Annotated in this window: 19 protein-coding genes; 10 read left to right on the top strand and 9 right to left on the bottom strand. The window is 57.8% G+C overall.

Going from position 1 to position 22821, the window contains the following annotated elements; genetic code table 11:
* Positions 1-92 precede the first annotated feature (92 nt).
* The 4 genes from AC3WJW_RS21845 (at position 93) to AC3WJW_RS21830 (ending at position 6250) form a co-directional block, all read left to right on the top strand.
* Positions 93-545, top strand: coding sequence for a thiol-disulfide oxidoreductase DCC family protein (locus AC3WJW_RS21845; RefSeq protein WP_493727348.1), 453 nt, complete (start codon positions 93-95; stop codon positions 543-545).
* Positions 546-658: 113 nt separating this feature from the next.
* A complete protein-coding gene (locus tag AC3WJW_RS21840; RefSeq protein WP_493727347.1) occupies positions 659-1531 on the top strand; it encodes a GNAT family N-acetyltransferase in 873 nt (290 codons plus the stop codon).
* Positions 1531-2424, top strand: coding sequence for a polysaccharide deacetylase family protein (locus tag AC3WJW_RS21835; protein WP_493727346.1), 894 nt, complete (start codon positions 1531-1533; stop codon positions 2422-2424). The genes AC3WJW_RS21840 and AC3WJW_RS21835 overlap by 1 nt, the downstream gene beginning before the upstream one ends.
* 400 nt (positions 2425-2824) lie before the next feature.
* The gene (locus AC3WJW_RS21830; protein WP_493727345.1) at positions 2825-6250 is read left to right on the top strand and encodes a P-loop NTPase fold protein; all 3426 of its coding nucleotides are present in this window, start codon (positions 2825-2827) and stop codon (positions 6248-6250) included.
* A gap of 629 nt (positions 6251-6879) precedes the next feature.
* On the opposite strand, the gene AC3WJW_RS21825 is transcribed toward AC3WJW_RS21830, so the two are convergent.
* Genes AC3WJW_RS21825 through AC3WJW_RS21810 form a run of 4 tightly spaced genes read right to left on the bottom strand, consistent with a single transcriptional unit; the run spans position 6880 to position 11121 of the window.
* The gene (locus AC3WJW_RS21825) at positions 6880-8076 is read right to left on the bottom strand and encodes an ABC transporter permease (RefSeq protein ID WP_493727344.1); all 1197 of its coding nucleotides are present in this window, start codon (positions 8074-8076) and stop codon (positions 6880-6882) included.
* A complete protein-coding gene (locus AC3WJW_RS21820) occupies positions 8076-9287 on the bottom strand; it encodes an ABC transporter permease (protein ID WP_493727343.1) in 1212 nt (403 codons plus the stop codon). Before AC3WJW_RS21820 ends, AC3WJW_RS21825 begins: the two co-directional genes overlap by 1 nt.
* Positions 9287-9973, bottom strand: coding sequence for an ABC transporter ATP-binding protein (locus AC3WJW_RS21815; protein ID WP_493727342.1), 687 nt, complete (start codon positions 9971-9973; stop codon positions 9287-9289). The genes AC3WJW_RS21820 and AC3WJW_RS21815 overlap by 1 nt, the downstream gene beginning before the upstream one ends.
* A complete protein-coding gene (locus AC3WJW_RS21810; RefSeq protein WP_493727341.1) occupies positions 9970-11121 on the bottom strand; it encodes an efflux RND transporter periplasmic adaptor subunit in 1152 nt (383 codons plus the stop codon). The genes AC3WJW_RS21815 and AC3WJW_RS21810 overlap by 4 nt, the downstream gene beginning before the upstream one ends.
* Positions 11122-11474: 353 nt before the next feature.
* Here AC3WJW_RS21810 and msrA point away from each other — a divergent pair, with 353 nt between their 5' ends.
* Complete coding sequence (gene msrA, locus AC3WJW_RS21805; protein ID WP_493727340.1) at positions 11475-11981, top strand: peptide-methionine (S)-S-oxide reductase MsrA; 507 nt, start codon at positions 11475-11477, stop codon at positions 11979-11981.
* A gap of 137 nt (positions 11982-12118) precedes the next feature.
* Here msrA and AC3WJW_RS21800 read toward each other — a convergent pair whose 3' ends face one another.
* Positions 12119-12562 carry a hypothetical protein gene (locus AC3WJW_RS21800; RefSeq protein WP_033047670.1) on the bottom strand — a complete coding sequence of 148 codons (444 nt, stop codon included), beginning with the start codon at positions 12560-12562 and terminating at the stop codon, positions 12119-12121.
* Positions 12563-13354: 792 nt separating this feature from the next.
* On the opposite strand from AC3WJW_RS21800, the gene gabP reads away from it, so the two are divergent.
* From gabP to AC3WJW_RS21780, 4 genes are all read left to right on the top strand, one after another.
* Positions 13355-14755, top strand: a complete 1401-nt coding sequence (gabP, locus tag AC3WJW_RS21795; protein WP_493727339.1) for a GABA permease — start codon at positions 13355-13357, stop codon at positions 14753-14755.
* Between the two features lie 110 nt (positions 14756-14865).
* A complete protein-coding gene (gene gbdR / locus AC3WJW_RS21790; RefSeq protein WP_493727338.1) occupies positions 14866-15978 on the top strand; it encodes a choline metabolism transcriptional regulator GbdR in 1113 nt (370 codons plus the stop codon).
* 173 nt (positions 15979-16151) lie between these two features.
* Complete coding sequence (locus AC3WJW_RS21785; protein ID WP_493727337.1) at positions 16152-16529, top strand: c-type cytochrome; 378 nt, start codon at positions 16152-16154, stop codon at positions 16527-16529.
* A 391-nt stretch (positions 16530-16920) separates the two neighbouring features.
* Positions 16921-17490 (top strand): hypothetical protein, encoded by a 570-nt coding sequence (locus tag AC3WJW_RS21780; RefSeq protein WP_493727336.1) that lies wholly within the window; start codon positions 16921-16923, stop codon positions 17488-17490.
* 187 nt (positions 17491-17677) lie between these two features.
* On the opposite strand, the gene AC3WJW_RS21775 is transcribed toward AC3WJW_RS21780, so the two are convergent.
* A complete protein-coding gene (locus tag AC3WJW_RS21775) occupies positions 17678-18442 on the bottom strand; it encodes a tetratricopeptide repeat protein (protein WP_493727404.1) in 765 nt (254 codons plus the stop codon).
* A gap of 461 nt (positions 18443-18903) precedes the next feature.
* Here AC3WJW_RS21775 and AC3WJW_RS21770 point away from each other — a divergent pair, with 461 nt between their 5' ends.
* Positions 18904-19317, top strand: coding sequence for a hypothetical protein (locus tag AC3WJW_RS21770; protein ID WP_493727335.1), 414 nt, complete (start codon positions 18904-18906; stop codon positions 19315-19317).
* A 117-nt stretch (positions 19318-19434) separates the two neighbouring features.
* On the opposite strand, the gene AC3WJW_RS21765 is transcribed toward AC3WJW_RS21770, so the two are convergent.
* From AC3WJW_RS21765 to AC3WJW_RS21755, 3 genes are all read right to left on the bottom strand, one after another.
* Entirely contained in the window at positions 19435-20535 is a 1101-nt protein-coding gene (locus AC3WJW_RS21765) for a polyamine ABC transporter substrate-binding protein (protein WP_493727334.1), read from the bottom strand.
* A 128-nt stretch (positions 20536-20663) separates the two neighbouring features.
* A complete protein-coding gene (locus AC3WJW_RS21760; protein ID WP_493727333.1) occupies positions 20664-21479 on the bottom strand; it encodes a carbon-nitrogen hydrolase family protein in 816 nt (271 codons plus the stop codon).
* Positions 21480-21786: 307 nt separating this feature from the next.
* Positions 21787-22743, bottom strand: coding sequence for an AraC family transcriptional regulator (locus AC3WJW_RS21755; RefSeq protein ID WP_493727332.1), 957 nt, complete (start codon positions 22741-22743; stop codon positions 21787-21789).
* Between the last annotated feature and the right edge of the window lie 78 nt (positions 22744-22821).

The raw sequence follows: 22821 nt of genomic DNA, 5'->3' as shown, positions 1-22821 counted from the left end.
CTGCGCGACCGAGAGCAATCAGCCAATTGCAGACTGCACCGCCAGCACGCGGTTATGATCGCGGATACCCAGGCGCCCTTGGACCCACGCTCATGCCAGCCTCGAAAATCCTCCCCTCCCCCGCGCCGCTGCTCAAACCCGGAGAGACGGTGGTGTTGTTCGACGGTGTCTGCAAGCTGTGCAATGGCTGGGTGAGGTTCGTGATTCGCCATGACCGCCAGCGGCGCGTGCGGTTGGCGGCGGTTCAGTCACCCGAGGGACAGGCTCTGCTCGTCTGGGCAGGTCTGCCCATGGATCAATTCCACAGCATGGCGGTGATCCGCGACCGATACTACTGGGAGCGTTCCCAAGCATTTTTCGAAATCTTTGCCCAGTTGCCCGCCATCTGGCGCCCGGTGAACCTGTTGCGCATCATCCCTCGCCCACTTCGAGATTGGGCCTACGACCGCATTGCCCTCAATCGTTATCGGCTCTTCGGGAAGTACGACACCTGCCTGTTGCCGGATCCTGATCATGAACAGCGCTTTTTGAAAGCGCCCCGCTGAACGCCTAAAGGCGACGTGACGAGCTGGATCAATACTCGGGTTGAAGCTATACCGAAAGGGTTCCGGGCGGGGATGGAACACACGCTCGATTAGCGTCTGAGGAGCATTTCACGGTGTCGAATCAGCTGGTCATACGCAACATGACCCGTCCCGAGCTGGACGAACTCGTCGAGTGGGCTGCCCGTGAGGGTTGGAATCCCGGCCTTCACGATGCCGAGCTGTTTTGGGCCACGGACCCTGCCGCCTTCATCGCGGCGTCCCGGGACGGCGAATTGATCGGCGGCGGTGCCATCACCTCCTACCATGGCGAATTCGGTTTCATGGGCTTTTTCATCGTCCGGCCTGAGTATCGCAGCCAGGGCCTGGGCAATACCCTCTGGCACGCACGCCGCGAGCGACTCCTCGCCCGCCTGCACCCGGGCGCGAGCATCGGCATGGACGGCGTCTTCGCGATGCAGGACTACTACGCCAAGGGTGGCTTCGTCTTCTCCCATCGCAACCTGCGTTTTCGTGCCGAGATCAACGAGCGCCCGACGACCTCCCAGGCAGACGACCAAGACATCGTCCCGTTGGCCGCCGTCCCGTTCGATCAGCTGGTCGATTACGACCGCACCTGCTTCCCCGCCCCGCGCGCAACCTTCCTGAGCGGGTGGATAGCCCAGGCCGATGCACTCGCCTTGGGTTGCCGGCGCGAGGGCAGGCTGAGCGGCTATGGCGTGATAAGGCGCTGCCGGGAAGGCTGCAAGATCGGCCCCTTGTTCGCCGATGACGCCCTGGCGGCCAATGCCCTCTACACGCGCCTGGCGGAATTTGCGCAGGGTGGCCCGCTGTTTCTCGATGCCCCGGAGAACAACCCCGCAGCGATGGCACTCGTGCACCAACAGGGCATGACCGAAGTGTTCGGCTGCGCACGCATGTACCTCGGCCCTCCTCCGGCGATCGCGCACGAACGTGTGTTCGGCGTCACTACCTTCGAGCTGGGCTGATGTCCGCCCGCGACCTCATCGGTTATGGCGGCCGTCCACCCCACCCGCGATGGCCCGGTGAAGCGCGCGTCGCGGTCCAGTTCGTACTCAACATCGAAGAAGGCGCGGAATCCTGCCTCGTCAATGGCGACGCCCAGTCGGAGGCCTGGCTTCACGAGCTACCGGGCCGCCCGCCGCGCGTGGGGGAACCGGACTTGAGCGTCGAGGGCATGTACGAATACGGATCGCGCGCAGGTGTGTGGCGCATTCTGGAACTGTTCCGCGCCCGAGGCCTGCCGCTGACTGCCTTCGCCGTCGGCCGGGCACTGGAACTCACCCCGGCGATCGGCCAGGCGCTCTGCGCGGCCGGCCATGAGATTGCCGGGCACGGCTACCGTTGGCTGGACTATCGCGACATGCCTGAAGACGAGGAGCGGCGCCATATCCGCCTCACCCTCGACGTGATCGAGCAGGCCTGCGGTAAACGCCCCGTCGGTTGGTACACAGGAAGGGTCAGCCAGAACACCCGTCGCCTGTTGCGTGAGGAAGGCGGGTTTCTCTACAGCTCGGACGCCTACAACGATGACCTGCCCTACTGGCTCCCGGGCTCGCCCGCCCACCTGGTGATCCCCTACACACTGGTCAACAACGACGCCCGCTATCTGCTGCCGAACGGTTTCGCCTGCGGTGAAGACTTCTTCCGGCTGCTCAAGGATGCGTTCGACCTGCTGTGGCAGGAAGGCGCGCAACACCCGAAGATGATGAGCATCGGCCTGCATGGGCGGATCAGTGGCCATCCCGCTCGTGCGATGGCGCTGGCGCGCTTTCTCGATTACGTGCAAGGCCACGACGCGGTGTGGATCTGCCGGCGCGAAGAGATTGCCAGGCACTGGATAGCCCGGTTCCCTGCCTGAGTGGGGTTCGGAACGGCCATGCCGGTTTATCAATATCGTCCGCTCTGCATCAGGCGCCCTGCTCCTCCTTGAACATCGCCGGGGCGTTGCCTGCCACTGATGTGCGTTTTGGGTCAGTTTCAGCCGGTCATGGAAGGCAGAAACCGACCCAAAGCTGATGGTGGCGACGGGCAGAAATCGGCCAGAAGCGGACGTTCGCATGCGACCGCATCGGCCAGCATCGGACACATCAAAGATGTCTAAAATGGCGATTCAGAGCCTAGAAGGGAGGCAGATAGCTAAGAGATAGCGTAAGGCAGTTGCTCGGAAAATCAGTAACTCCCTTGTCATCACGTGCGGTCGCCCGTGATATTAATGTGCTATTTTATTTCCTGATCTGACCCCTCGAAAAGGATTTTCCGTGTCACGCATATCCTTCCAAAATGAGCAGCCGTCTGAGCTGGACGTGTTTCCTGGTGGTAGCCATGACAAGGTGGCCTCTGCGATGTGTGACTACATTGCGGACGACAAAAACTCCAGGGTTATCGGGCTCGATGGTGAGTTCGGGTCAGGCAAGAGCTCCATCCTAAAGATGCTGCAGCAAAAGCTCGTGAAGGTCGATCAGAATTACAAGGTGTGGTTTTTTGATTGTGAGCAAAACTATCAGGGCTCAATAAAGAGCAATTTTATCGAACTATTTACCGAAGAGTTAATTGACAAGGTCGGCTCTAAAGAGAAGGTAAAGGAATCACTTAAAGATAGTCGAGATCGTGCTTTAGGACGGCAATTCACGTATACCAAGAGTACGGTGAGTCGTGTCAGTTCCTGGGCATTGATCCTCGTGATTGCCCTGTTTTTCTCGACTAGCTCTTTTAAAGAGCTATTTGGGATAAGCAAAATGAAAGATCCTGTTGTTGCTTGGATCTTTGTCCATATTGCTTCCCTGATAAGTCCCTTGATTGTGTTGCTTGTTGCGCATTTCAAGCTGAAAAACACTACGGTGGGCGACCAGCCTTGGAGTATTCTTCACCTCTTCAAGGGAGGGTCTGATGATACAATCAACGAAAAAATTAAGGTTGCTAAGGAAGTAACGCCTTTAGATCTCAAGCGTACACTTGAAGATGATTTGAAACTGGTAGGTGATCTTCATTATGTCGTCATCCTGGACAACCTAGATCGCTTGCCGAAAGAGAGTTTGCGAGCAGTATGGAGCGATCTAGAGATTTTTACCTGGGTCTCGGCAGACAATAACTTTACGGTTGTCGTGCCGTTTTGCTCAAATAAAGTTGCGAAATATCTCGCACCCGAGAATGAGCGAACTTATGATTCGCGAGACTTTATAGCAAAAAAATTCCCAGTTGTTTTTCGTGCTCCGCCTATTATTGCTGCGGGTTGGAAGGATGGCTTCTACCAATTGTGGAAAAATACCTTTCCAGATGTCTCTAAAGACGTTGCGGAAAAATGCGCGCTGCTGCTTCAACGCCATAGTCCAATGAGAAACAAGTTGGTAACTCCTCGCTTGCAAAAGCGCTTCATCAACGATATTGCCACAACTTCTCTGACGCTGGGTGATGATATAGATATCGTCTGCATTGGGGCGCATCTGTTACTGTGCAAGTACGATGAACTACCACTTACAGAAGTGATCAGGGCAAATGGCCTTTCGGATGCCTATAAGGAAGCCAATCCAAAATTTGATGATGCTGACCTTATTATTACCCAGAATCTTCTAGTAAGGCATGCGGGCTCTGACTTGGAGGGTGGGTGGCAGATACAGTTTCTTCAAATCCACTTCCTGACCGACAGAGCCATTGCGATGGCCGAATTGATTGATGAGCCTTTGCTGTTGTCGGTCAGTGAGAGAGATGGTGAGCGGTTTGCTGAGCTCGTATCAACATTCGGGTTTAATGATGCCTTCAAGCGGTACCTCTCGAAAGATGTCTTTAACAAGGATCTGATTCGAGTACTTGCGGATGCATCTGAGAAACTATCCGAAGAGAATTTACAGCGTGTAATTTCTCTATTGAATTCCGAAGGAAAGGCGTTTCAGGGTGGTGTCTCAGATGAAGGAGACGAGTTCTTTGCTGCATTGAAGATCTGTCGACTGGCAGGTTTGAACACTGCCGGAATGGAGCGGCTGAAGGCTGACTTGGCGAAATCTCTGAGGTTGGCTGTTAATGCTGGCGTCGATACTGAAACCCTTGAGGTTCAGCGAGGTCTGCTAAGGGACTACGACCTCTTTATCGATGCACTTGGTCATGAGCCAATTACGTTTAGCGTAAGTAATGCTGCTTACTTTATTCACGTTTTTGCTGAGTGCAAGGATCTGAAGGTTGTAAGCGTTGATCACTTTAAATTTACGCCGGCTGGACTAAAGAGTGTGAAGCAACACATAGTTGCGCTGCCGGATTCGACTGAGATTTTGCTTGTCAACGAAACTCAGCGGGAAATACTATTGGATGTCCTCAATGGTGCCCGTAAAATAGGGCAAGACCTCCAAGTTCCCGTGACTGATGAGGAAGTTTTGCAGCTTTCGCAATCGCTAACGGCTTATCCAAATAACGAAGCACTTCTTTACGGCATGGCTCTGACCAAAGAGTTGCCGGAAATAGCTATCACTCAACTCATTGGCCAATCCTTCGAAAATAGAACTGTAAATCAAAATGCTGCAGTGGCTGTGGCATTGATGGTGGCCAAGAAATTTGATGACTTAGCCAAGGTGGAAGGTCTTGATAAGATTGTAGAAGGCAATGTTTTCAAGCTACTTTTTCGAGGTGTGGGTAATGCAGATACACTCATTTCGGGATATCTTGATCCGACAGTAGGGGCATTTATTTCCAAAGTTTGGGCCTGGATCATTCATGATAACGCGGCATGGAAGATGAATTCCGTTTATGTTTGTCGTAATTTCAGCAAGATAGCTACCGCCATTTCGTCTAGCGGTGTCGATGTGCAATCGCTATTCGATTGGTTTGGAGACTGGCAGCATAACTTTAAAGCGGACTTCGACACTCTTGATAAACTTGATGTAGTTTTTATAGATAAGTTTGTCACATCCTCCGTCGAGCAGTACAAAGACTTCAAGCTTAAAGTTCTGGATTTTTACAGTTCCGACCGCAGTAGCGAAGAATGGGAGCGAATTTTGTTGAGCGGTAGTGACAATCATAATAGATTGATCGGATGGAGCTACGAGCAGGAAGGTTTTACCCTCGCCTCCACCTACCGCAACTGCTTTATCGGTATTTTGAGAAAAATCATGGTGGGCGAGTTGGAGAGCCACGAATGCGCTCGTGCTCTGCGTAGCCTAGCTCCACTGATCACGGTCGCAGACCAGGCTCAGAAAAATCTATTGGGTGCTGACCTTCGAGATGTTGTGTATGTGGAAGGCGGCACTGCCGAATCAGCAGTCTGGCTTTTAAGAAACTTCGGCAACCTCATAGTCGATATTCAGCCTGCCAATACTGCTGAAGTTGGCAGACTGATGGGACTCCTGGATTACCTGAGGATGCATGCGCAGGAGACGGATGATGTACTGGCTTACCTCGAAGGTCGTGCGAAACAAATCGCCAGTTTCAATTACTCTGAGGAACTTCGTGAGGCAATGGCTACTGCCGTAGCCAAGCTTAAAAAGTCTGCGCCAAAGCTCTATCAAGCGTTCGCTAAGCGATCTATGTTTAAAAGTATCTTCAAGAATATCCTGAGTTCTGAAAAAAAGGCCGAGCAGACGAGAGCGGAGTTGCTCGAGGCAGAGCAGGCGAGCGCTCAAGATGTTATTGAGACAAAGCCCGAAGAGCCAGACTCGCTTTCAACACTGCCTGACGCCGGCGCCTCTAATCCAAAAAAGTAAAGCTGAAGCCCCCCCAGGCCCGCACGGGCCTGGTAACAAATCGTTCAGGGCCAAGTCCCTAAGCTTTCTGTGCGCGACGTACGCTTTGCCCATGCCAGAGAGCCTGCGATTGCAGCTCAGAATGCTCCTACGCAAATTCCAAGAGAGCGCGGATCAGCATGACGTAATGGAGAGACCCCAAAGTAGATTCGTCCTCACAGACGAGATGCGACGATCCCATGGCAGCGTCGCAAAAGGAATATTACCGACAGCAACGCCGCCATCGATAGGACGAGCTCAGTGGATCTCCTAGTTTTTTAATGAATACTCCAGTGAGGATATGTATAGGCTTGCGGCTGCAGAGCGCCGCAAAAGCTTTGCAACCAAAGATGTGAATGACCGCTCCTGGCCGATCGCTGCCTGTCGCGAAGGGCTGCATCCGACCCTAAGCGGTCCCTCGAAACTTTGATCAACGTAAACCCGCAGGAATGTATCCTCTATGGACACTCTGAATTCCGAGGACTTGCTGCCGGAGTTTTGCACTCGGTTTTTGCCGCCACCACCCCATTAAAATCACCGGCCCAGCGCCGGCATTTTCGTTATCGTCACGCAGCGTACCGCCAGCCCGTTCAGACTCATCGGCCTGGCTGCTATTCACTGCGCAGAGCCGCCACCGGATGCAGGCGGGCCGCTCGCAGTGCCGGCGCCAGGCCGGCGAGAATGCCGAGCACCGCCGCCAGCAGCAGTGCCAGCAGCAGAAACAGCGGCTGCAGCGCCAAGGGCAGGCTCGGCATGGCCAGGTGCAGTAGCCCGAGCAGCAGGCCCATCAACAGCAGACCCAGCAGACCACCGGCCAGGGACAGCAGCGTCGCTTCGGCGAGGAACAGCCCGAGCACCTGCCGCGGACTGGCACCTATCGCCCGCAACAGGCCGATTTCCGCCGTGCGCTCGCCCACAGTGGTGGTCATGATGGTGAGAATGCCGACGGCGCCGACCAACAGGGAAATGCCCCCCAAGGCACCGATGGCCAGGCTCAGGGTGCCGAGAACGCGGTTGAAGCTGCGCAGCATGTCGTCCTGGGTGCTCAGACTGAAGTCCTCCTCGCCGTGCCGTTCGCCGAGCACCTGGCGAATCTGCTGACTCAATGCCCGCGAAGTGGTGCCGGCGCCGAACACCACATGGACTTTGACCACCCCGGTACGGTTGAACAGGCTTTCGGCCCAGTCCACCGGGATGTAGGCGATATCGTCGAGGTTGAAGCCGAGCAGCTGGCCCTTCTGCGCCATCACCCCGATCACCCGGAAACGCACGCCGCCGACGCGGATCAGCTCGCCCAGCGGATTGCGTGCACCGAACAGCTCGACACGCAGCTGATGGCCGAGCACCACATAGGGCGGCGAACGACCGTCACGGGCCACGGGCAGGAACTCGCCCAGGCTCAGCTGCATGCGCCAGGCCTGCGCCAGCTGATGGCCGCCACCGAGAATGTCGCTGCGCCGGCTCAGTTGACCGAACTGGATATCCCCGCTGCCCGGAATGATCGGCACCGCCGCCTCGACATGCGGCAAGCGCCGCAGGGCGTCGGTATCACTGATGGTCAGTGGCCGTACGCTGCCGAGCAGACCGCCGAGGCCGCTGGTCTGGGTCTTGCCCGGGCGCACGGTGATGATCCGCGTACCAAACTGCGAGAAGTTCTCCAGCACATAGCCGCGCACGCCTTCGCCTATGGCCGTGAGCAGCGCCACGGCGGCTATCCCGATCGCTATCCCGAGCAGGGTCAGCAGGCTGCGCAAGGGGCGACAGGTCAGCGCCGAGCTGGTCAGCCGGAAACCATCTTGCCAGCGCATCAGTGCGCTCCCGGCGGGCGTAGCGCCGCCACCGGCTCCAGCGCCGCGGCCCGAGCGGCCGGCAGCCAGGCGAACAGCAGCGCCGTGCCGAGTGCCAGCAGCACCGCGCTGGCCCGCGCCCACCAGGGTGCATAGAGCGGCAGATCGAACGCCAGGCGCCCCAGCCAGAGCAAGGTTTCGGCCAGCAATAGCCCCGTCAGCGCCCCCGCCAGGGCGAGCAGCGCTGCCTCGCCGAGGAACAGCAGGCGCAACTGCGCCGCCGTCACACCTATGGCTTTGAGCAGGCCGATCTCGGCGCTGCGCTGACTCACCGCAATCCAGGTCACGTTCATGATCAGGATGCCTGCCACCAGCAGGCTGATCGCGGCAATCCCGGCCACCGCCAGGGTCAGCACCGTGAGTATCTCGTCGAAGGCGCTGAGCAGGCTGTCCTGGCTGATCAGGGTGACGTCTTCCTCACCCTCGTGGCGCTCCTTGAGCGTGGCGAGTATCAGCTGCTTGCTGCGCTCGAGAAAGCTCGGCCCACGCACCTCGACAAACACCCGCAACAACCCCTCGCGATTGAACAAGGCCTGGGCACTGGCCACCGGGATGATCAACATTTCGGCGAAATCCATCCCCAGGGATTCGCCCCGCTCATCGAGGATACCGACCACCCGGAAGCGCCGGTCGCCGGCGCGCAACCATTCACCCAGCGCCGGGCGCGCACCGAAAAGCTCGCGCCGGAGTTTGCCGCCGATCACGCAGACGGCCTCGCCCTGCTCAGGGTCCAGCGCCGGCAGGGGCTGGCCCTGGACGACCGTCAGTTGGCGAATGGCGAAGAAGTCCCGGGTGGTGCCCAGGGTCAGCACCTCACGATTGCGGTTGCCGACTATCACCTCCATCTGCCCGGCCTGCATCGGCGCGACCCGGCGGATGCCCGGCAACCGGGTGATGGCCTGGACGTCCTGCAAGGTCAACTCGTGCGGTGTCAGGCCGGTGAGCGGCGGCATGCGCCCCGTGGTTTCCTTGCGGCCCGGGAAAACGATCAGGATGTCGCGCCCGAGCAGCGAGAACTCGTTCAGGACGAAGGCCCGCGCGCCCGCGCCGAGACCGGTGAGCAGATTGACCGCCACCACCCCGATAGCGATGGCCAGCAGCAGCATCAGGCTGCGCGAGCGATGCCCACGCAAGGCGCCGAGCCAGAAGGCCAGGGCATCGGCGGCACGCATCAGGCCAGCGCCCGCTGCGACGCAGCACTGTGGATCCGCCCGTCGCGCATGTGCAACTGGCGCTGCGCGCGGGCGCCCAGGCTGACGTCGTGGGTCACCACTATCAGGGTCAGCCCCTCGTCGTTGAGCTCCTCCAGCAGGCTGAAGACTTCGGCGCCGGCCTGGCTATCGAGATTGCCGGTGGGCTCGTCGGCCAACAACAGCGCCGGCTGCATGACCATCGCCCGGGCGATGGCGACGCGCTGGCGCTGACCACCGGACAGCTCGCCCGGGCGGTGGGCAATACGATCGCCCAGCCCCAGGCGCGCCACCAATTGGCTGCTGCGCTTGTGCCGTTGCGCCGCGCCGATGCCGGCGAGGACCATCGGCAGCTCGATGTTTTCCAGCACCGTCAGCCGTGCGATCAGGTGGTAGGACTGGAACACGAAACCTATCAGTTGGCTGCGCAATTGGGCACGCCGCGCCTCGCTCAGCGTCGCCGTGGCCTCGCCCTGCAGCCAGTATTCGCCGGCGCTCGGCGCATCGAGCAAACCGAGGATGTTCAGCAGGGTCGACTTGCCCGAGCCCGACGGGCCCATCACCGCCATGTAGTCACCGGCGGCGATGTCCAGATCCAGGCCGTCCAGCCCCATCACCTGCTGCTCGCCCAACTGGAAGGTGCGGCTGCCGCCGCGCAGGCGGATCATTGCCTGGTCTCCGCCGCATCCACCGGGATCACCGACACGGTGTCCTTGAGCCCTTCCTGCTCGAGGCTGGCGACTATGCGCGCGTCCTCGTCCAGCCCTGCGAGCACCTCGGTCCAGCGCCAGTTGCTCAACCCGGTTTGCACCTCCACCTCGCGCAACACCCGGGCGCTCGGGTCATAGCGCAGCACGCGCTGCCCCTCCAGCAGGGTTTCGGTGGGGATGCGCAAAGTACGTTCGCGCTGCTCCAGGAGGATCTCGACATCGGCGCTATAGCCGGTGAGCAGGACCAGATCGGGCGGCGGCTGGTCGAAGCGCACCTCGACATCGACGGTGCGCGCCTGCTTCTCCAGTTCACGCACATAGGGCGCGATGCGGCTGACGCGGCCAGCGAATTGCTGGCCACGGAAGGCATCCAGGGTGATCCGCACGGCGGTTCCGGGGCGAACCCGGGCTGCGTCCACCTCATCGATCGGCGCCTCGACATACAGGCAGCTGTCGTCGATCAAGTCGACTGCCGGCGGCGTGGGAATACCCGGCGGCGAAGGGGTGACGAACTCGCCGAGTTCGCCGTTGATTTCTGCAACTATGCCGGCGAATGGCGCACGCAGGGTCGTCTGCTCCAGCAGTGAACGCTGCAACTGCAGGCTGGCGTCGGCCTCGCGGATCAGCACGGCACTGGCATTGCACATCAGCTTCGCCAGGTTAGCCTTGGTCTCGGCCTGATCGAGGCGATCGGCGGCAACCAGCTTGCGGTCGGCCAACTGGCCCAGGCGATCGAGGTCGCGCCGGTCCAGATGAGCCTGCTGGCAGCGCTGTTCGCGGGCGTTGCGTTGGGCCTCCAGCCGCGCCTCGGCCTCCTGCAGCCGGGCCTGTTGCTCGTCCTGCCGCAAGCGCATGAGCACCTGACCCGCCTGGACCCGCTGGCCCTCGGCGATCAGCAACTCGGCAACCTGGCCGCCGACATTGAAGGACAGATGCGAGCGCCGACAGGACTTCAGCGTACCCGCGCGGGTGTTGGCCACCAGCGTCTCCACCGGCCCGCGCTCAACCTCCAGCAGCCTGACCGGCAACGGCTGTGGTCGACTCAACCAGCCGCCCAGCACCACCAGACAGGCCAGCATCGACGAGCCAATCAATAATCTGCGCATGGACTTCACCTCCTCCCCACATGGCTTGAGCCTAGGTCAGGAGGGTAAAAGAACAACGCGAAACGTCATTTATCCGACGTTTTTCAGACGAGCGTCAGATAAATGGCGAATGAGATTTATTTCACTCGCAACGGCTATTCGCCAAGCCATGCCAACTCAATAGAACTCCTTGCCGTGGCAACGCTGCGACGTCGAAATATCTTCGGAAACTGTGCCACGCTTTGCCTATACCCGAGTGTCTTCAAGCGGCCAGGAGCGGTCATTCCAGTTCTGTTTGCGCGAAACCTTGGAATTGGCCAGCACGCCCTCATAACAGTGGCTATACACAACGTCCCCGAGAGGAAGGACAGACCATGACCAGACAAACCGAAACTGCCATTCTCGCCGGCGGCTGCTTCTGGGGCATGCAGGATCTGCTGCGGCGCTATCCCGGTGTGCTGCACACGCGGGTCGGTTATACCGGCGGCGATGTGCCGAATGCCACTTATCGCAACCATGGCAACCACGCCGAAGCCATCGAGATCGTCTTCGACCCTGCCGCGATCAGCTACCGGCAGATCCTTGAGTTCTTCTTCCAGATACACGACCCCAGCACGCCCAACCGTCAGGGTAATGACCAGGGCCCCAGCTATCGTTCGGCGATCTACTACCTCAATGAACAGCAACGCGACATTGCCGAGGACACCGCTGCCGATGTCGATGCTTCACACCTTTGGCCAGGCCGAGTAGTCACCGAAATAGAACCGGCGGGGCCTTTTTGGGAAGCGGAACCAGAGCACCAGGATTACCTCGAACGCATACCGAATGGCTACACATGCCACTTCATCCGCCCGAACTGGAAGCTCCCCAAGCGCGCCTGAAAGTCGAGTTCATGAGGCGCAGAGGAAACCGACTCTGACCGCTGGCTGCCTTTCGCGAAGGGCAGCCCTGGATTGATGAATGTCCCCTGGTGACAGGCAGAAAACGGCCGATAGGGGACACTCATCAAAACACCCAATCAGTCCACTTCGGACGCACACTGCGCACGCAAACCAAGATCATTGATGCCATTGCAATCGCTGCTGCGGCCGCTCTGCCTGGCACTGCAATAGGCTCGCTGGTTGAGATCATTGATGCTATAGCAAGAACCACCTCCCACCTCTGCGCTGCACTGCGCACGCAAACCAAGATCATTGATGCCGTTGCAATCGCTGCTGCGGCCGCTCTGCCTGGCACTGCAATAGGCTCGCTGGTTGAGATCATTGATGCTATTGCAAGAACCATCTCCTACCTGTGCGCTGCACTGCGCACGCAAACCAAGATCATTGATGCTGTTGCAATCGCTGCCCCGGCCGCTCTGCTTGGCACTGCAATAGGCTCGCTGGTCAAGATCATTGATGCTGTTGCAACCGGCAAACGCGTAACCGCTGAACATCAACAACATCGCAAGAATCAGTTTCATTTCACACTTCCTTGGGCTTGCCAGGAAACAGCCTGGCGCTGGGTGATCCTGTTTCAACAAACATCGCGACACGCCATCAAATTGACATCATCTAAAGAAAAAGTTCCGGAAGCGGATTGAGGGTTTCTGCAGTTCAGCAGAACGTCGTCCTGATTTCACAATCACTCGATTACGACATGCCATGGAAATGCTGATTGATGTCCTGTTTAGCGGGTTTTGCTACTGAGTCCCCCTACCCTATTAAAAGGTTCTTCACGCAATCCCGGGGGAAAACAGATCTGTAGGAGCTGCCGAAGGCTGCGATCTTTTGATCTTGATTTTGCGATCTGGAAATTGCTGAAGATCAAGATCAAAAGATCGCAGCCTTCGGCAGCTCCTACAGGGGAACGCGTGCACCACCAACAAAATCCGCCAGCCCGCCATCGCCAGCAAGCCGGCTCCTGCCGTTATCGGTGCTCCCCGGAATTACGTGAACAACCTATTAAAAGCCCTCTCAATAAACCGAGATGATTACCTTTGGCCGCTTAGTGACCAGTCGGTTTTCATCGCGAACACAATGTCTTCCTGTGTCGATATCAGACACGGATGTGACGTGATCAGGTAACTGAATCATCGGACAAGCCGGGTAAGGTGGCGCACCTTTTCATCGAAACGACCACGTCACGATGATGGGCTTGATAAGAACTGCAGCGTTTGAAGGGTGCTTCTTTCAGGAAGCCCGGCAGGCAGCAATGATGATCTGTTGCCCCTATCCATCCGCTTAAATGTCGATCGGCAGAGAATAAAAAACCAATGATTAGCCCGAGCTCCAAGGATTCGAGTGGCCAATTGGCGCAGGGCTTCAAGCCTCGTCACGTAACAATGCTGTCAATCGCCGGTATTATCGGCGCCGGTTTGTTCGTTGGCTCAGGGCACGCCATTGCGGCGGCCGGCCCGGCGGTCCTGCTGGCCTATCTATTCTCTGGCCTGCTCGTGGTTCTGGTCATGCGCATGCTCGGTGAAATGGCGGTGGCCAACCCGGACACCGGCTCTTTCTCCACCTATGCCGACCAGGCCATCGGCCGTTGGGCCGGCTTTACCGTCGGTTGGCTCTACTGGTGGTTCTGGGTGCTGGTGATCCCTATCGAAGCGCTGGCCGCCGGGCATGTATTGAACCAGTGGTTTCCCCAGATCGATGCCTGGCTGTTCGCCCTGGGGTCGATCATTGCACTGGTGGTGACCAACCTGTTCAGCGTGTCCAAGTACGGCGAATTCGAGTTCTGGTTCGCCATGGCCAAGGTGGTGGCGATCATCGGTTTCATCGGCGTGGGTTTTGCCGTGTTGATGGGCTGGGTTCCCGATCGGGAAGTCAGCGGATTGAGCGGCCTCATGGCCGAACACGGCGGGTTTGCTCCAAACGGGCTGTCGGCGGTAGTCGGCGCCTTCATCACCATCATGTTCAGTTTCATCGGTACCGAAGCGGTCACCATCGCCGCCGCCGAATCCGACAATCCCTCGCAGAACATTGCCAAGGCCACCCGCTCGGTGATCTGGCGCATCGGGGTGTTTTACCTGCTGTCGATTTTCGTGGTCATCTCCGTGGTGCCCTGGAATGACCCACTGCTGGCTTCGGTAGGTTCCTACCAGCGGGCGCTGGAAATCATGAACATTCCCCACGCCAAGTTCATGGTGGACGTGGTGGTGCTGATCGCCGTGGCCAGTTGCATGAACTCCTCGATCTACATTGCCTCGCGCATGCTGTACTCGCTGGGTCGTCGCGGTGATGCGCCGAAGGCACTCAAGGCGACCTCCTCCGAAGGCGTGCCGCGGGCAGCCGTCATCGCCAGCACTGTGCTGGGCGCGGCGATCACCGTGTGGAGCTACTTCATGCCCGCCGGGTTGTTCGAATTCCTGCTGGCCAGTTCCGGCGCGATTGCCTTGGTGGTGTACCTGGCCATTGCGGTGTCGCAGCTGCGCATGCGCCGGATGTTGCGTCGGCAGAACGTCGAGCTGACCTTTCGCATGTGGCTGTTTCCCTGGCTCACCTGGTTGGTGATCCTGTTCATCTGCGCGGCGCTGGCCGTGATGATGGCCTCCCCTGATCACCGTACCGAAGTGAGCACGACCATTGGCCTGGCGCTGGCGATTTCCTTTATCGGCCTGGTGACATCGCGTCACCCTGCGCAGGCTGCGAGGGTGACATCGGCGGGATAAAACCAGCGAGGTAGTTGCGCCGAACCTGATACCCCCTTCGCCAGGACAGGGGGGTATTACCCGCACCTGTGTCTCAGGCCGTCATCGCTTTTTGTGAGGACATGACCACGATGTCATCGAACTCCACCGTGTCCGACGGTACGACTCAATCCGTCGGTTTTCTGCTGCTGGACAAATTCACACTTATTTCCCTGGCGTCCGCAGTAGAGCCACTGCGCATGGCCAATCAGTTGTCGGGGCGAGAGCTGTATCGCTGGCATACGTTCAGCCCCGGTGGAAAGCCTGTCTGGGCCAGTGACGGCGTGTCGATCACTCCGGATGCTTCGTGGAACAATCCGTTGGTGGCGGACACTGTAATCGTGTGCGGCGGTATTGGAATCCAGAGCGTGATTACCCGCGAGCACACTACCTGGCTGCAAGCCTTGGCGCGTCAATCCAGACGCTTGGGAGGTGTGTGCACCGGTAGCTGGGCGCTCGCAAAAGCCGGGCTGCTCGACGGCTACGAGTGCAGCGTGCATTGGGAATTTCTGGCCGCCATGCAGGAAGCTTTCCCGCGAGTCAGCATCAGCGCGAGCCTGTTCACCCTCGACCGAAACCGCTTTACAAGCTCCGGCGGAACGGCCCCCATGGACATGATGCTGCACCTGATCGGTCGCGATCATGGTCGTGAATTATCCGCAGCCATCTCCGAGATGTTTGTCTACGAGCGCATACGCAACGAACAGGACCATCAGCGCGTTCCCCTCAGGCATGTACTGGGAACTCATCAGCCCAAGCTGCAGGACATCGTCGCGTTGATGGAAGCCAATCTCGAGGAACCGATCGACCTGGATAACCTTGCAGAATACGTTGACCTGTCACGTCGACAGTTGGAGCGGCTATTTCAGAAATACCTTCACTGTACGCCGTCACGCTACTACATGAGGTTACGTCTTGTTCGAGCGCGACAACTGCTCAAGCAAACATCATTGTCGATCATTGAGTTGGCGTATGTATGCGGTTTCGTGTCCACACCGCATTTTTCCAAATGCTATCGCGAGTACTTTGGTGTTCCACCCAGTGAGGAGCGTTCCGGCTCTGAAGCGAGTCGCAAATTGGCAACGCTTGCGACTACGCAACAGTCATCGACCAAACCGTTGACAGCGCTCGACCAGGCGCGAAACGAGTCGACCTTTGCCAGTGTTCGCATGATGGATCGTTCCGCTTTGGTGGAGTCGTGCTGATCGGCCGCCCCAGCTGCATTCTTCGTAGTGAATGAGTTTACTCAATAAGATCACGCAGGAGATTCAACGAGCATCAGAAAAGACTGTATGTATGCCGACACGATGACTGATATCTTTCCCGCGCACCTGATCGCGCCCAATCGACGCTGATCCCATCAAGGAAGATGAAAACAATGAAAACATTATTCATCGCTACGCTAGGAATTTTATCGCTCATTCAAACATCACTGTCCTTCGCGGATAATGCTAACGGAAAAAGTCTCTACTCACAGAGATGTATCATGTGCCACGGAACAGATCTCAAAGGAACAGGACCATTGGCTAATAAAAGCAATCCTCCTACGCCTGACCTTACAACCTCCGCGTTCAAAAAACGGTTAAATGATTATCCGGGCGTTATTGTGTCATCGATAATACTTCGTCCAAATGGAGACTTGATTCCGAGAACTTTGCAAGAGAATGGTGTAAAGCTATCGCCGTACGCCTGGAGGGTTAAGGATCTGCGCGATATAAATCAATACATGAGTAGTGTGATTTCAAAAGATCGATGATTTTGAGTTGAGAGGTGGGCACAGAAATCCAGGAGCCCTTTCAAACTTGAGGGTTTGTGGGGCAATACCCGTGAGCCCGTCGACCTCTCGCGGTCACATCGCTGATGACCAATCTCTGATTGATACAAGTTCGGGCGGCTCTTCGCATCCGGCAGCACTCGGCTGCGGTCGTGACAGACAAATAACGGCCAGGAGCGGCCTTTCCCGGTTAGAACCGAACACCTGTACCTGCACATATCCGACTGGATCCAATCGGCATGTACTGGCAAGCGCCAAAAATGCTGCCTGGAGGGTTTTGAAACTTGTTGTTACAAGCAGGAATACGTATCATTAATATTCAAAATCAGGACGCAGGGAGAGCATTGTCCATACAATAAGGTCAAAAAAAATAATGCTTAAAATGCTCCTCGTGTACGTTCATCTGCTCGCCAGCTGTATTGCCCTCGGCAGGGTATTGCTAGCCGATCACAAGCTTTGGAATTGGCGCAAGGAAGCGCTGGATCAGGCGAAGCTTGAGTATCTGGAAGAAACCAGGAAAATCGCCACCCTCGCGTTACTGGCCCTTTGGGGCAGCGGTCTGCTGTTGATACTTCAGGGGTATCTCCTCGAGGGCACTGCGTACTTGCTCAACCAGAAACTCTGGGCCAAGGTGGCGGTTGTCGCGCTGCTGACCCTGAACGGCGGTCTGTTGCATCGCGTCGGCTTCCCGCTGTTGCAAAAAGCCCCCTTCGTCTTGTTACCGGGTTCCGACCGCGGTCGCCTTGCACTCTTGGGGGCGTTCTCCATGAGTGGCTGGCTGTTCGCCGCTTTCCTGGGGGTGGCTCGAGCCTGGAATCATGTCATGCCATGCTTGCATGTGATGGGGGTTTTCACGGCATTCGCATTGCTGGCTTGTGCCGTGGCGCTTGTGGTCGCCAGCACGGCGGGCACGATACGGGGTGAGGAGCCTACGGTTTCATAGTGGGTGTAGCACCAACTCAAGCGTGGATAGCATGACACCTCCCTCGACACAGGAGTCCAGCCAGGCATCCATGCTTGAAGTTGTGGTTTCGTCCGTTCCAGGCCACTGGAATCGCTGGCAGACACAATGGCTCGAAAGAAGCCCTTCGTAACAGGCAGCAGTCGGCCAAAAGCGGACACCCGCAAACTCACCCGCGCACCAGGTAGGCCCCTGAGGGAACCCGATATCGCAGCTTCTTGCATTTGCCGGGTTTAGGCTGATGCCCCGGCGGACGATCAGGAAACCAGATTCGGCATTTGCCCGGAGGCGGCATATGGCCGCGGGGAATCTCGACCTCGGCGTACGCCCGCTCTGGCCCGATATTAGCCATTTGCAATTGCCCCTCGGCCCCTACTCTGCCCGCCGTCGGTACATCCGAAACCCGATTTGCCTCTGCAGTAATGAAGTTGCCAGCCTCACGCCCGGTGTCCGCAGTGGATTGCCCGACAACCGCCACTTCCGCTTCGCGGCGCCTTTGGGTTTCCTCTTCCAGCGCCTTCTGTACGGCAACCACGTCCTCCTTGGCATTGGGTGGATTACCCGAAGATTGGGCTTGCTGCGCCGCCTGGATCAATTGGAAGTTGCGGTTGCGCAACTGGACGTTGTTACCCACCCGCATATTCGAGCGCGCCGCCAAGGTTTCAGCCTGCTGGTACTGCCCCTGCTGAAGTCGCAAAACACCGAGGTAATGCAGCGTCGCGGGATTGTTCGGCTGGATATGCAGGGCACGCTCAAGCGTGGCGGCGGCCTGGTCCAGTTGGCCGTTTTCATACTGCCGCGAGGCTGTTTCGATCAGGGTGGTTGATGCGCTGTTGCTCTGCGCGGGCGCTCTTCGCTCGGCAGCGACAGAACAAAACGACGCGACAGCGCAGAACACCAGGATGAGGACCGGCAGAGAACTCTTGTTTGGCATCAGGGGGCGGACTCGACTGAACTCGGACGGCACTGCCGATACAGGGCCGCTATAGACCCGGCCAATACCCTGAAGTTCCTGCTGCAAGGGCCGTCGCAACCGGTACTTTTTTTGGTACTTCACGGAATCCCGGGGGAACACAGATTACGAAATATCTGTAGGAGCTGCCGAAGGCTGCGATCTTTTGATCTTGCTTTTGCGATCTGGAGATTGCTGAAGGTCAAGATCAAAAGATCGCAGCCTTCGGCAGCTCCTACAGTTTCCCGGGATTATGTGATGAACCTTTTTTTTACCACCCCACGACCGAGACCGTTGGCTATTTAAGCACCGGCCCTCTAGAACTTTTCCCTATTTACCGGTCTATGTGGATAGGCACATCCGCTCGGTAAGCACGCCCCCCGCAGGCTACCCGCCGCCAGATGGCCACACGTCCGATTGTCCATCAGAGGTTGTCTTCGCTCATGAAATTCCATGTCCCACGGAGAGTGCTCTTCGGCCTGTTCGCGTTCGCGGCAGTGGGCTCGGCATCCGCCACACAGATGAAGGACTCAACCCCTGTTTTTGCAACTCAAGCCCCAGCCATCCAGACTCCCGTCCAGGCCGCCGACAACCCTTGGCCGACCTTGGCCAGCATGGCCGGCAAGCAGCCAGGGCCGTTGCTTGCCCATGACGATCGATACTGGCATGACGGCCGTTGGCACGATCGTAGAGACGATTGGCGCCGAGACGACTGGCGCAGGGATCAGTGGCGTAGAGACCAGTGGCGTAGAGAGCAAGCCCGCCGAGAAGCTGAGCGCCATCGTGATTGGGAGCGCCATCAGGAAAGAGCCATGCGGCACCGTTACGAGGACGATCGCCGTTACTATCGTCGCTAGTGCGAAGCCCCGGAGCAATCCGGGGCGCAAGCAGGGCCACAAACGGCCAAAAGCAATCTCAATGGATTTCCGGGGCGGTGCGAACAATAGCCCCTGATCGTCCTTGCGCAGATACGATCAACTGCCAGTCCTGATCTTGCTCCAGAGACGGGTGCGTACGCGTTCCATTTTCAGCGAGATCGGCTCCAGCGGGAACAGAGTATCCAAAACCTGCTTCGACGGATAAACATCAGGATTATTGCGAATATTCTCATCGACCAGCGCGGTGGCGTCCTTGTTGGCATTCGGATATGCCAAGTAGTTGGAGGACTTGGCGATGACCTCAGGGCGTAGCATGTAATTGATGAAGGCCATTCCTTCCGCTGGATTCGGGGAGTCGTTAAGCAGCACAAGGTTTTCCACCCAAACCGGTGCACCTTCGCGAGGAATGCTATAGATGATATTGCGTCCGTTACCAGCAAGTCTGGAACTCTCTTGTGCCCCGAAAACTCCGCCAGCCCAGCCGAGCACAACACAGATGTCGCCATTGGCCAAGTCAGCGCTGAATTTGGATGAGTCGAAGTAACGGATGTAAGGGCGCAGCTTCAGCAACAGCGCCTCAGCTTTGCGGAAGTCCTCAGGATTCTGACTGTTATAGGGCAGCCCAAGGTAATGCATTACTATCGGAAAAATCTCGCCCGGTGCGTCCAGCATGGCCACGCCGCATTGGCTTAACTTGGCGAGGTTCTCCTCCTTTAAAATCAGGTCCCATGAATTGACCGGAGCATCCGGACCAAGGATCGACTTGACCTTGTCCGCATCATAACCAATCCCGGTGGTCGCCCACATATACGGAATTGCGTATCGATTACCGGGATCGTTAGCTTGTAACTTGGCAAGGATATCCGGGTTGAGATGGTGATAATTGGACAATTGCGCGCGGTCTATTTCCTTGAGGACACCGGCCTTTATCAGGTTTGGTAACAGCCCATCGGTAGCAATCACCACGTCATAGCCGCTACGACCGGCCATGACTTTACTTTGCATGACATCGGCGTTATCGAACGAGTCATACGTCGCTTTGATGCCGGTTTCTTTGTGAAAATCTTTCGTCGCATCCGGTGCGATAAAGTCGTACCAGCTGTAGATATTCATCTGGGGCTCAGCAGCCTCAGTGCAGAGAATGCTTGTACTCAACAGTGAGGCAAGGACTAGCTGTAAACCGACTTTCGGGTTCATCTGGAGACTCCGGAGCGGTAGCGCTGTTTAAAATACCAGCGCTGCGCCTGCTGATTGTTAGATTTATATGGCAGGGCCGACATCGGCAAGATCAATAACGTATTACTGGGGAAAAGAATTCGAGCGACTCAAGAAATCAGCAGCTCGCGACGACCGTCCGTATGCTCGAGTTGTACCCCTGTCAGATGCAGGCGACGGTCGTTGAGATAGTCGTAATCCCGACGGGACTCCTTGAGCTGGCCAAGGTCAAGCGTGACCACCTGTTGACACTCCTCGCGACCGGCCTCAAACATTATTTGCCCGAACGGGTTGACCACCGCGCTGCCCCCCGCGAACACCAGGCCGTCGTCCCCTTCTCCCACCCGATTCACCATGACAGCAAACGCCTGGTTTTCCTGGGCGCGAGCCATGATTGCCGTGCGATGGACCGGGCCGTAGGGATCCATGTTGCCGTTAGTGACCAGTATCAGCTCGGCGCCGAGCTGCCCGAGGGCGCGGGCACTTTCCGGGAGTTCGATGTCGTAGCAAATCAGGATGCCTACACGTACGCCCTTCCACAGTGCCGTGACATAGCGGTCACCCGGCTGGAACAGACCACGCTCCGATGGCCACAAGTGGGTCTTGCGGTAGTGCAAGGCGATACCTTCTGGGGTCACCAGTACCGAGGTGTTGTAAAAGATACCGCCATCATTCTCCGCAATGCCGACGACAACCGAGACATTACGCTTGCGCACTAGCTGCTGGACGGCCTGTAAGGTGGGGCCATCCAAGGGTTCGGCCACACTCGCCAATTGCTCGGCATCGACAAATCCCGTCAGGTGGGTTTCCGGGAAGATCAACAGATCCGTGTCAACCGCGCAGGTAGCGATAGCCTCCAAGGTTCGCCCGAGGTTGTGAACGACATCGCCGTCACGGCCAGCCAGTTGCACCAACTCAATCTTCATCTCTGTTCCTTGCACAGTTAAGTAAGGGCCCAATCCGCCAGGGTTGGCCAGAGTATGCTGCGCGGTAGAGCGATACGTAATTACCCCCCAGGGGTAACCACAAATGAGTAGTGACGTGAAAGCAACATTGCAGGATGGGGTTGAAATCAAGTGAGCGTCCGCTGATTCAGACGGAGGATCGCTCCAATTTCTGATGGGTTCAATCACCCTGCTGGACCCTACGTCCACACAGGGAATGGCCGCTTCACGCTACGAGGAGACATTCTCCGCCTGGCTCGATCAGACTGCCCACAGGCACCGGACCTTCTCATGCCGATTGTCTGCGCCAGGTACCGGGTGATGTGCCGAACTGGCGCTTGAATGCGCGACTGAACGCCGCTTCGGATTCGTAGCCCACTGCAAAGCCGATTTGCGCCACGTTACCGCGACCTTCGCGCAGCTGTTGAGCCGCCACGTGCATACGCCAGAGCGTCAGGTATTGCATCGGTGGCTGTCCAACCAATGCCGTGAATCGCTCCGCGAATACCGAGCGCGACATGCCCACTTCAAGCGCCAGGGCTTCTGCCGTCCAGCCCTCGGTTGGACGGGCATGGAGCAGCGCCAGTGCGCGCCCGATATGCGGATCTCGCAAACCCGCCAGCCACCCGCGCCGTTCAGGGGCGAGGTTCGCGACATACTGGCTGACGGCTTCGACGAACAGCAGTTCGGAGAGCTTGGCGATGACCGTTGTCGAGCCGACGCGCCCTGCCGCGATCTCGCTGACAGCGAAACGGAACGAGCTTTCAATCCAGGCGCCCGAAGCCGTCGCGCGGACATCCAGCTTCAACAAGGATGGCAGCGACGAAAGCAACGGGCTGAACGGTGTTTCAGAGCCGAGGAATCCGCACAGTAGCTGTGTGGCCTCGCCGCCCCCGCCGCACTTGATGCGTGATATGCCGCCGACTTCCGGCGGCTGAATGACTTCGCGCGCCGACATGGGCGCAACGCCTAGATCACTGCCAAAGGTATGAACGTCATTGCGAGGAAGCAGAATGAGTTCGCCTGCCCGCACGTCGAGAGTGGGGCCATCGTCGATGCGCAATTGCATGTGCCCCGCCGCGACAAAATGCGAGGCAATGATATGTCGAGGGGCGGCCAGGAACGGTTTGCAATCGTCGGCGGAGATTCTTCCGCTCAGACACCAGGGCGCAGTGAACTCCGCCTCGAGGAAGACCCCTCCAGACAGCCGGATCACCCGCAATACATCAGATAGCGCATCCAGCAATTGCCAGCCCTCCTTTCCGGAGTCCCGAGCATGTAATCAGGCGCACTGGTCATTCGCCGCCTGAACGGCGAGGCCTAG

The sequence above is a fragment of the Pseudomonas sp. GW821-FHT07G06 genome (assembly GCF_058986625.1).
Note: the sequence above shows the minus strand (reverse complement) of the source record. Positions and strands in the feature narration are given on the sequence as shown.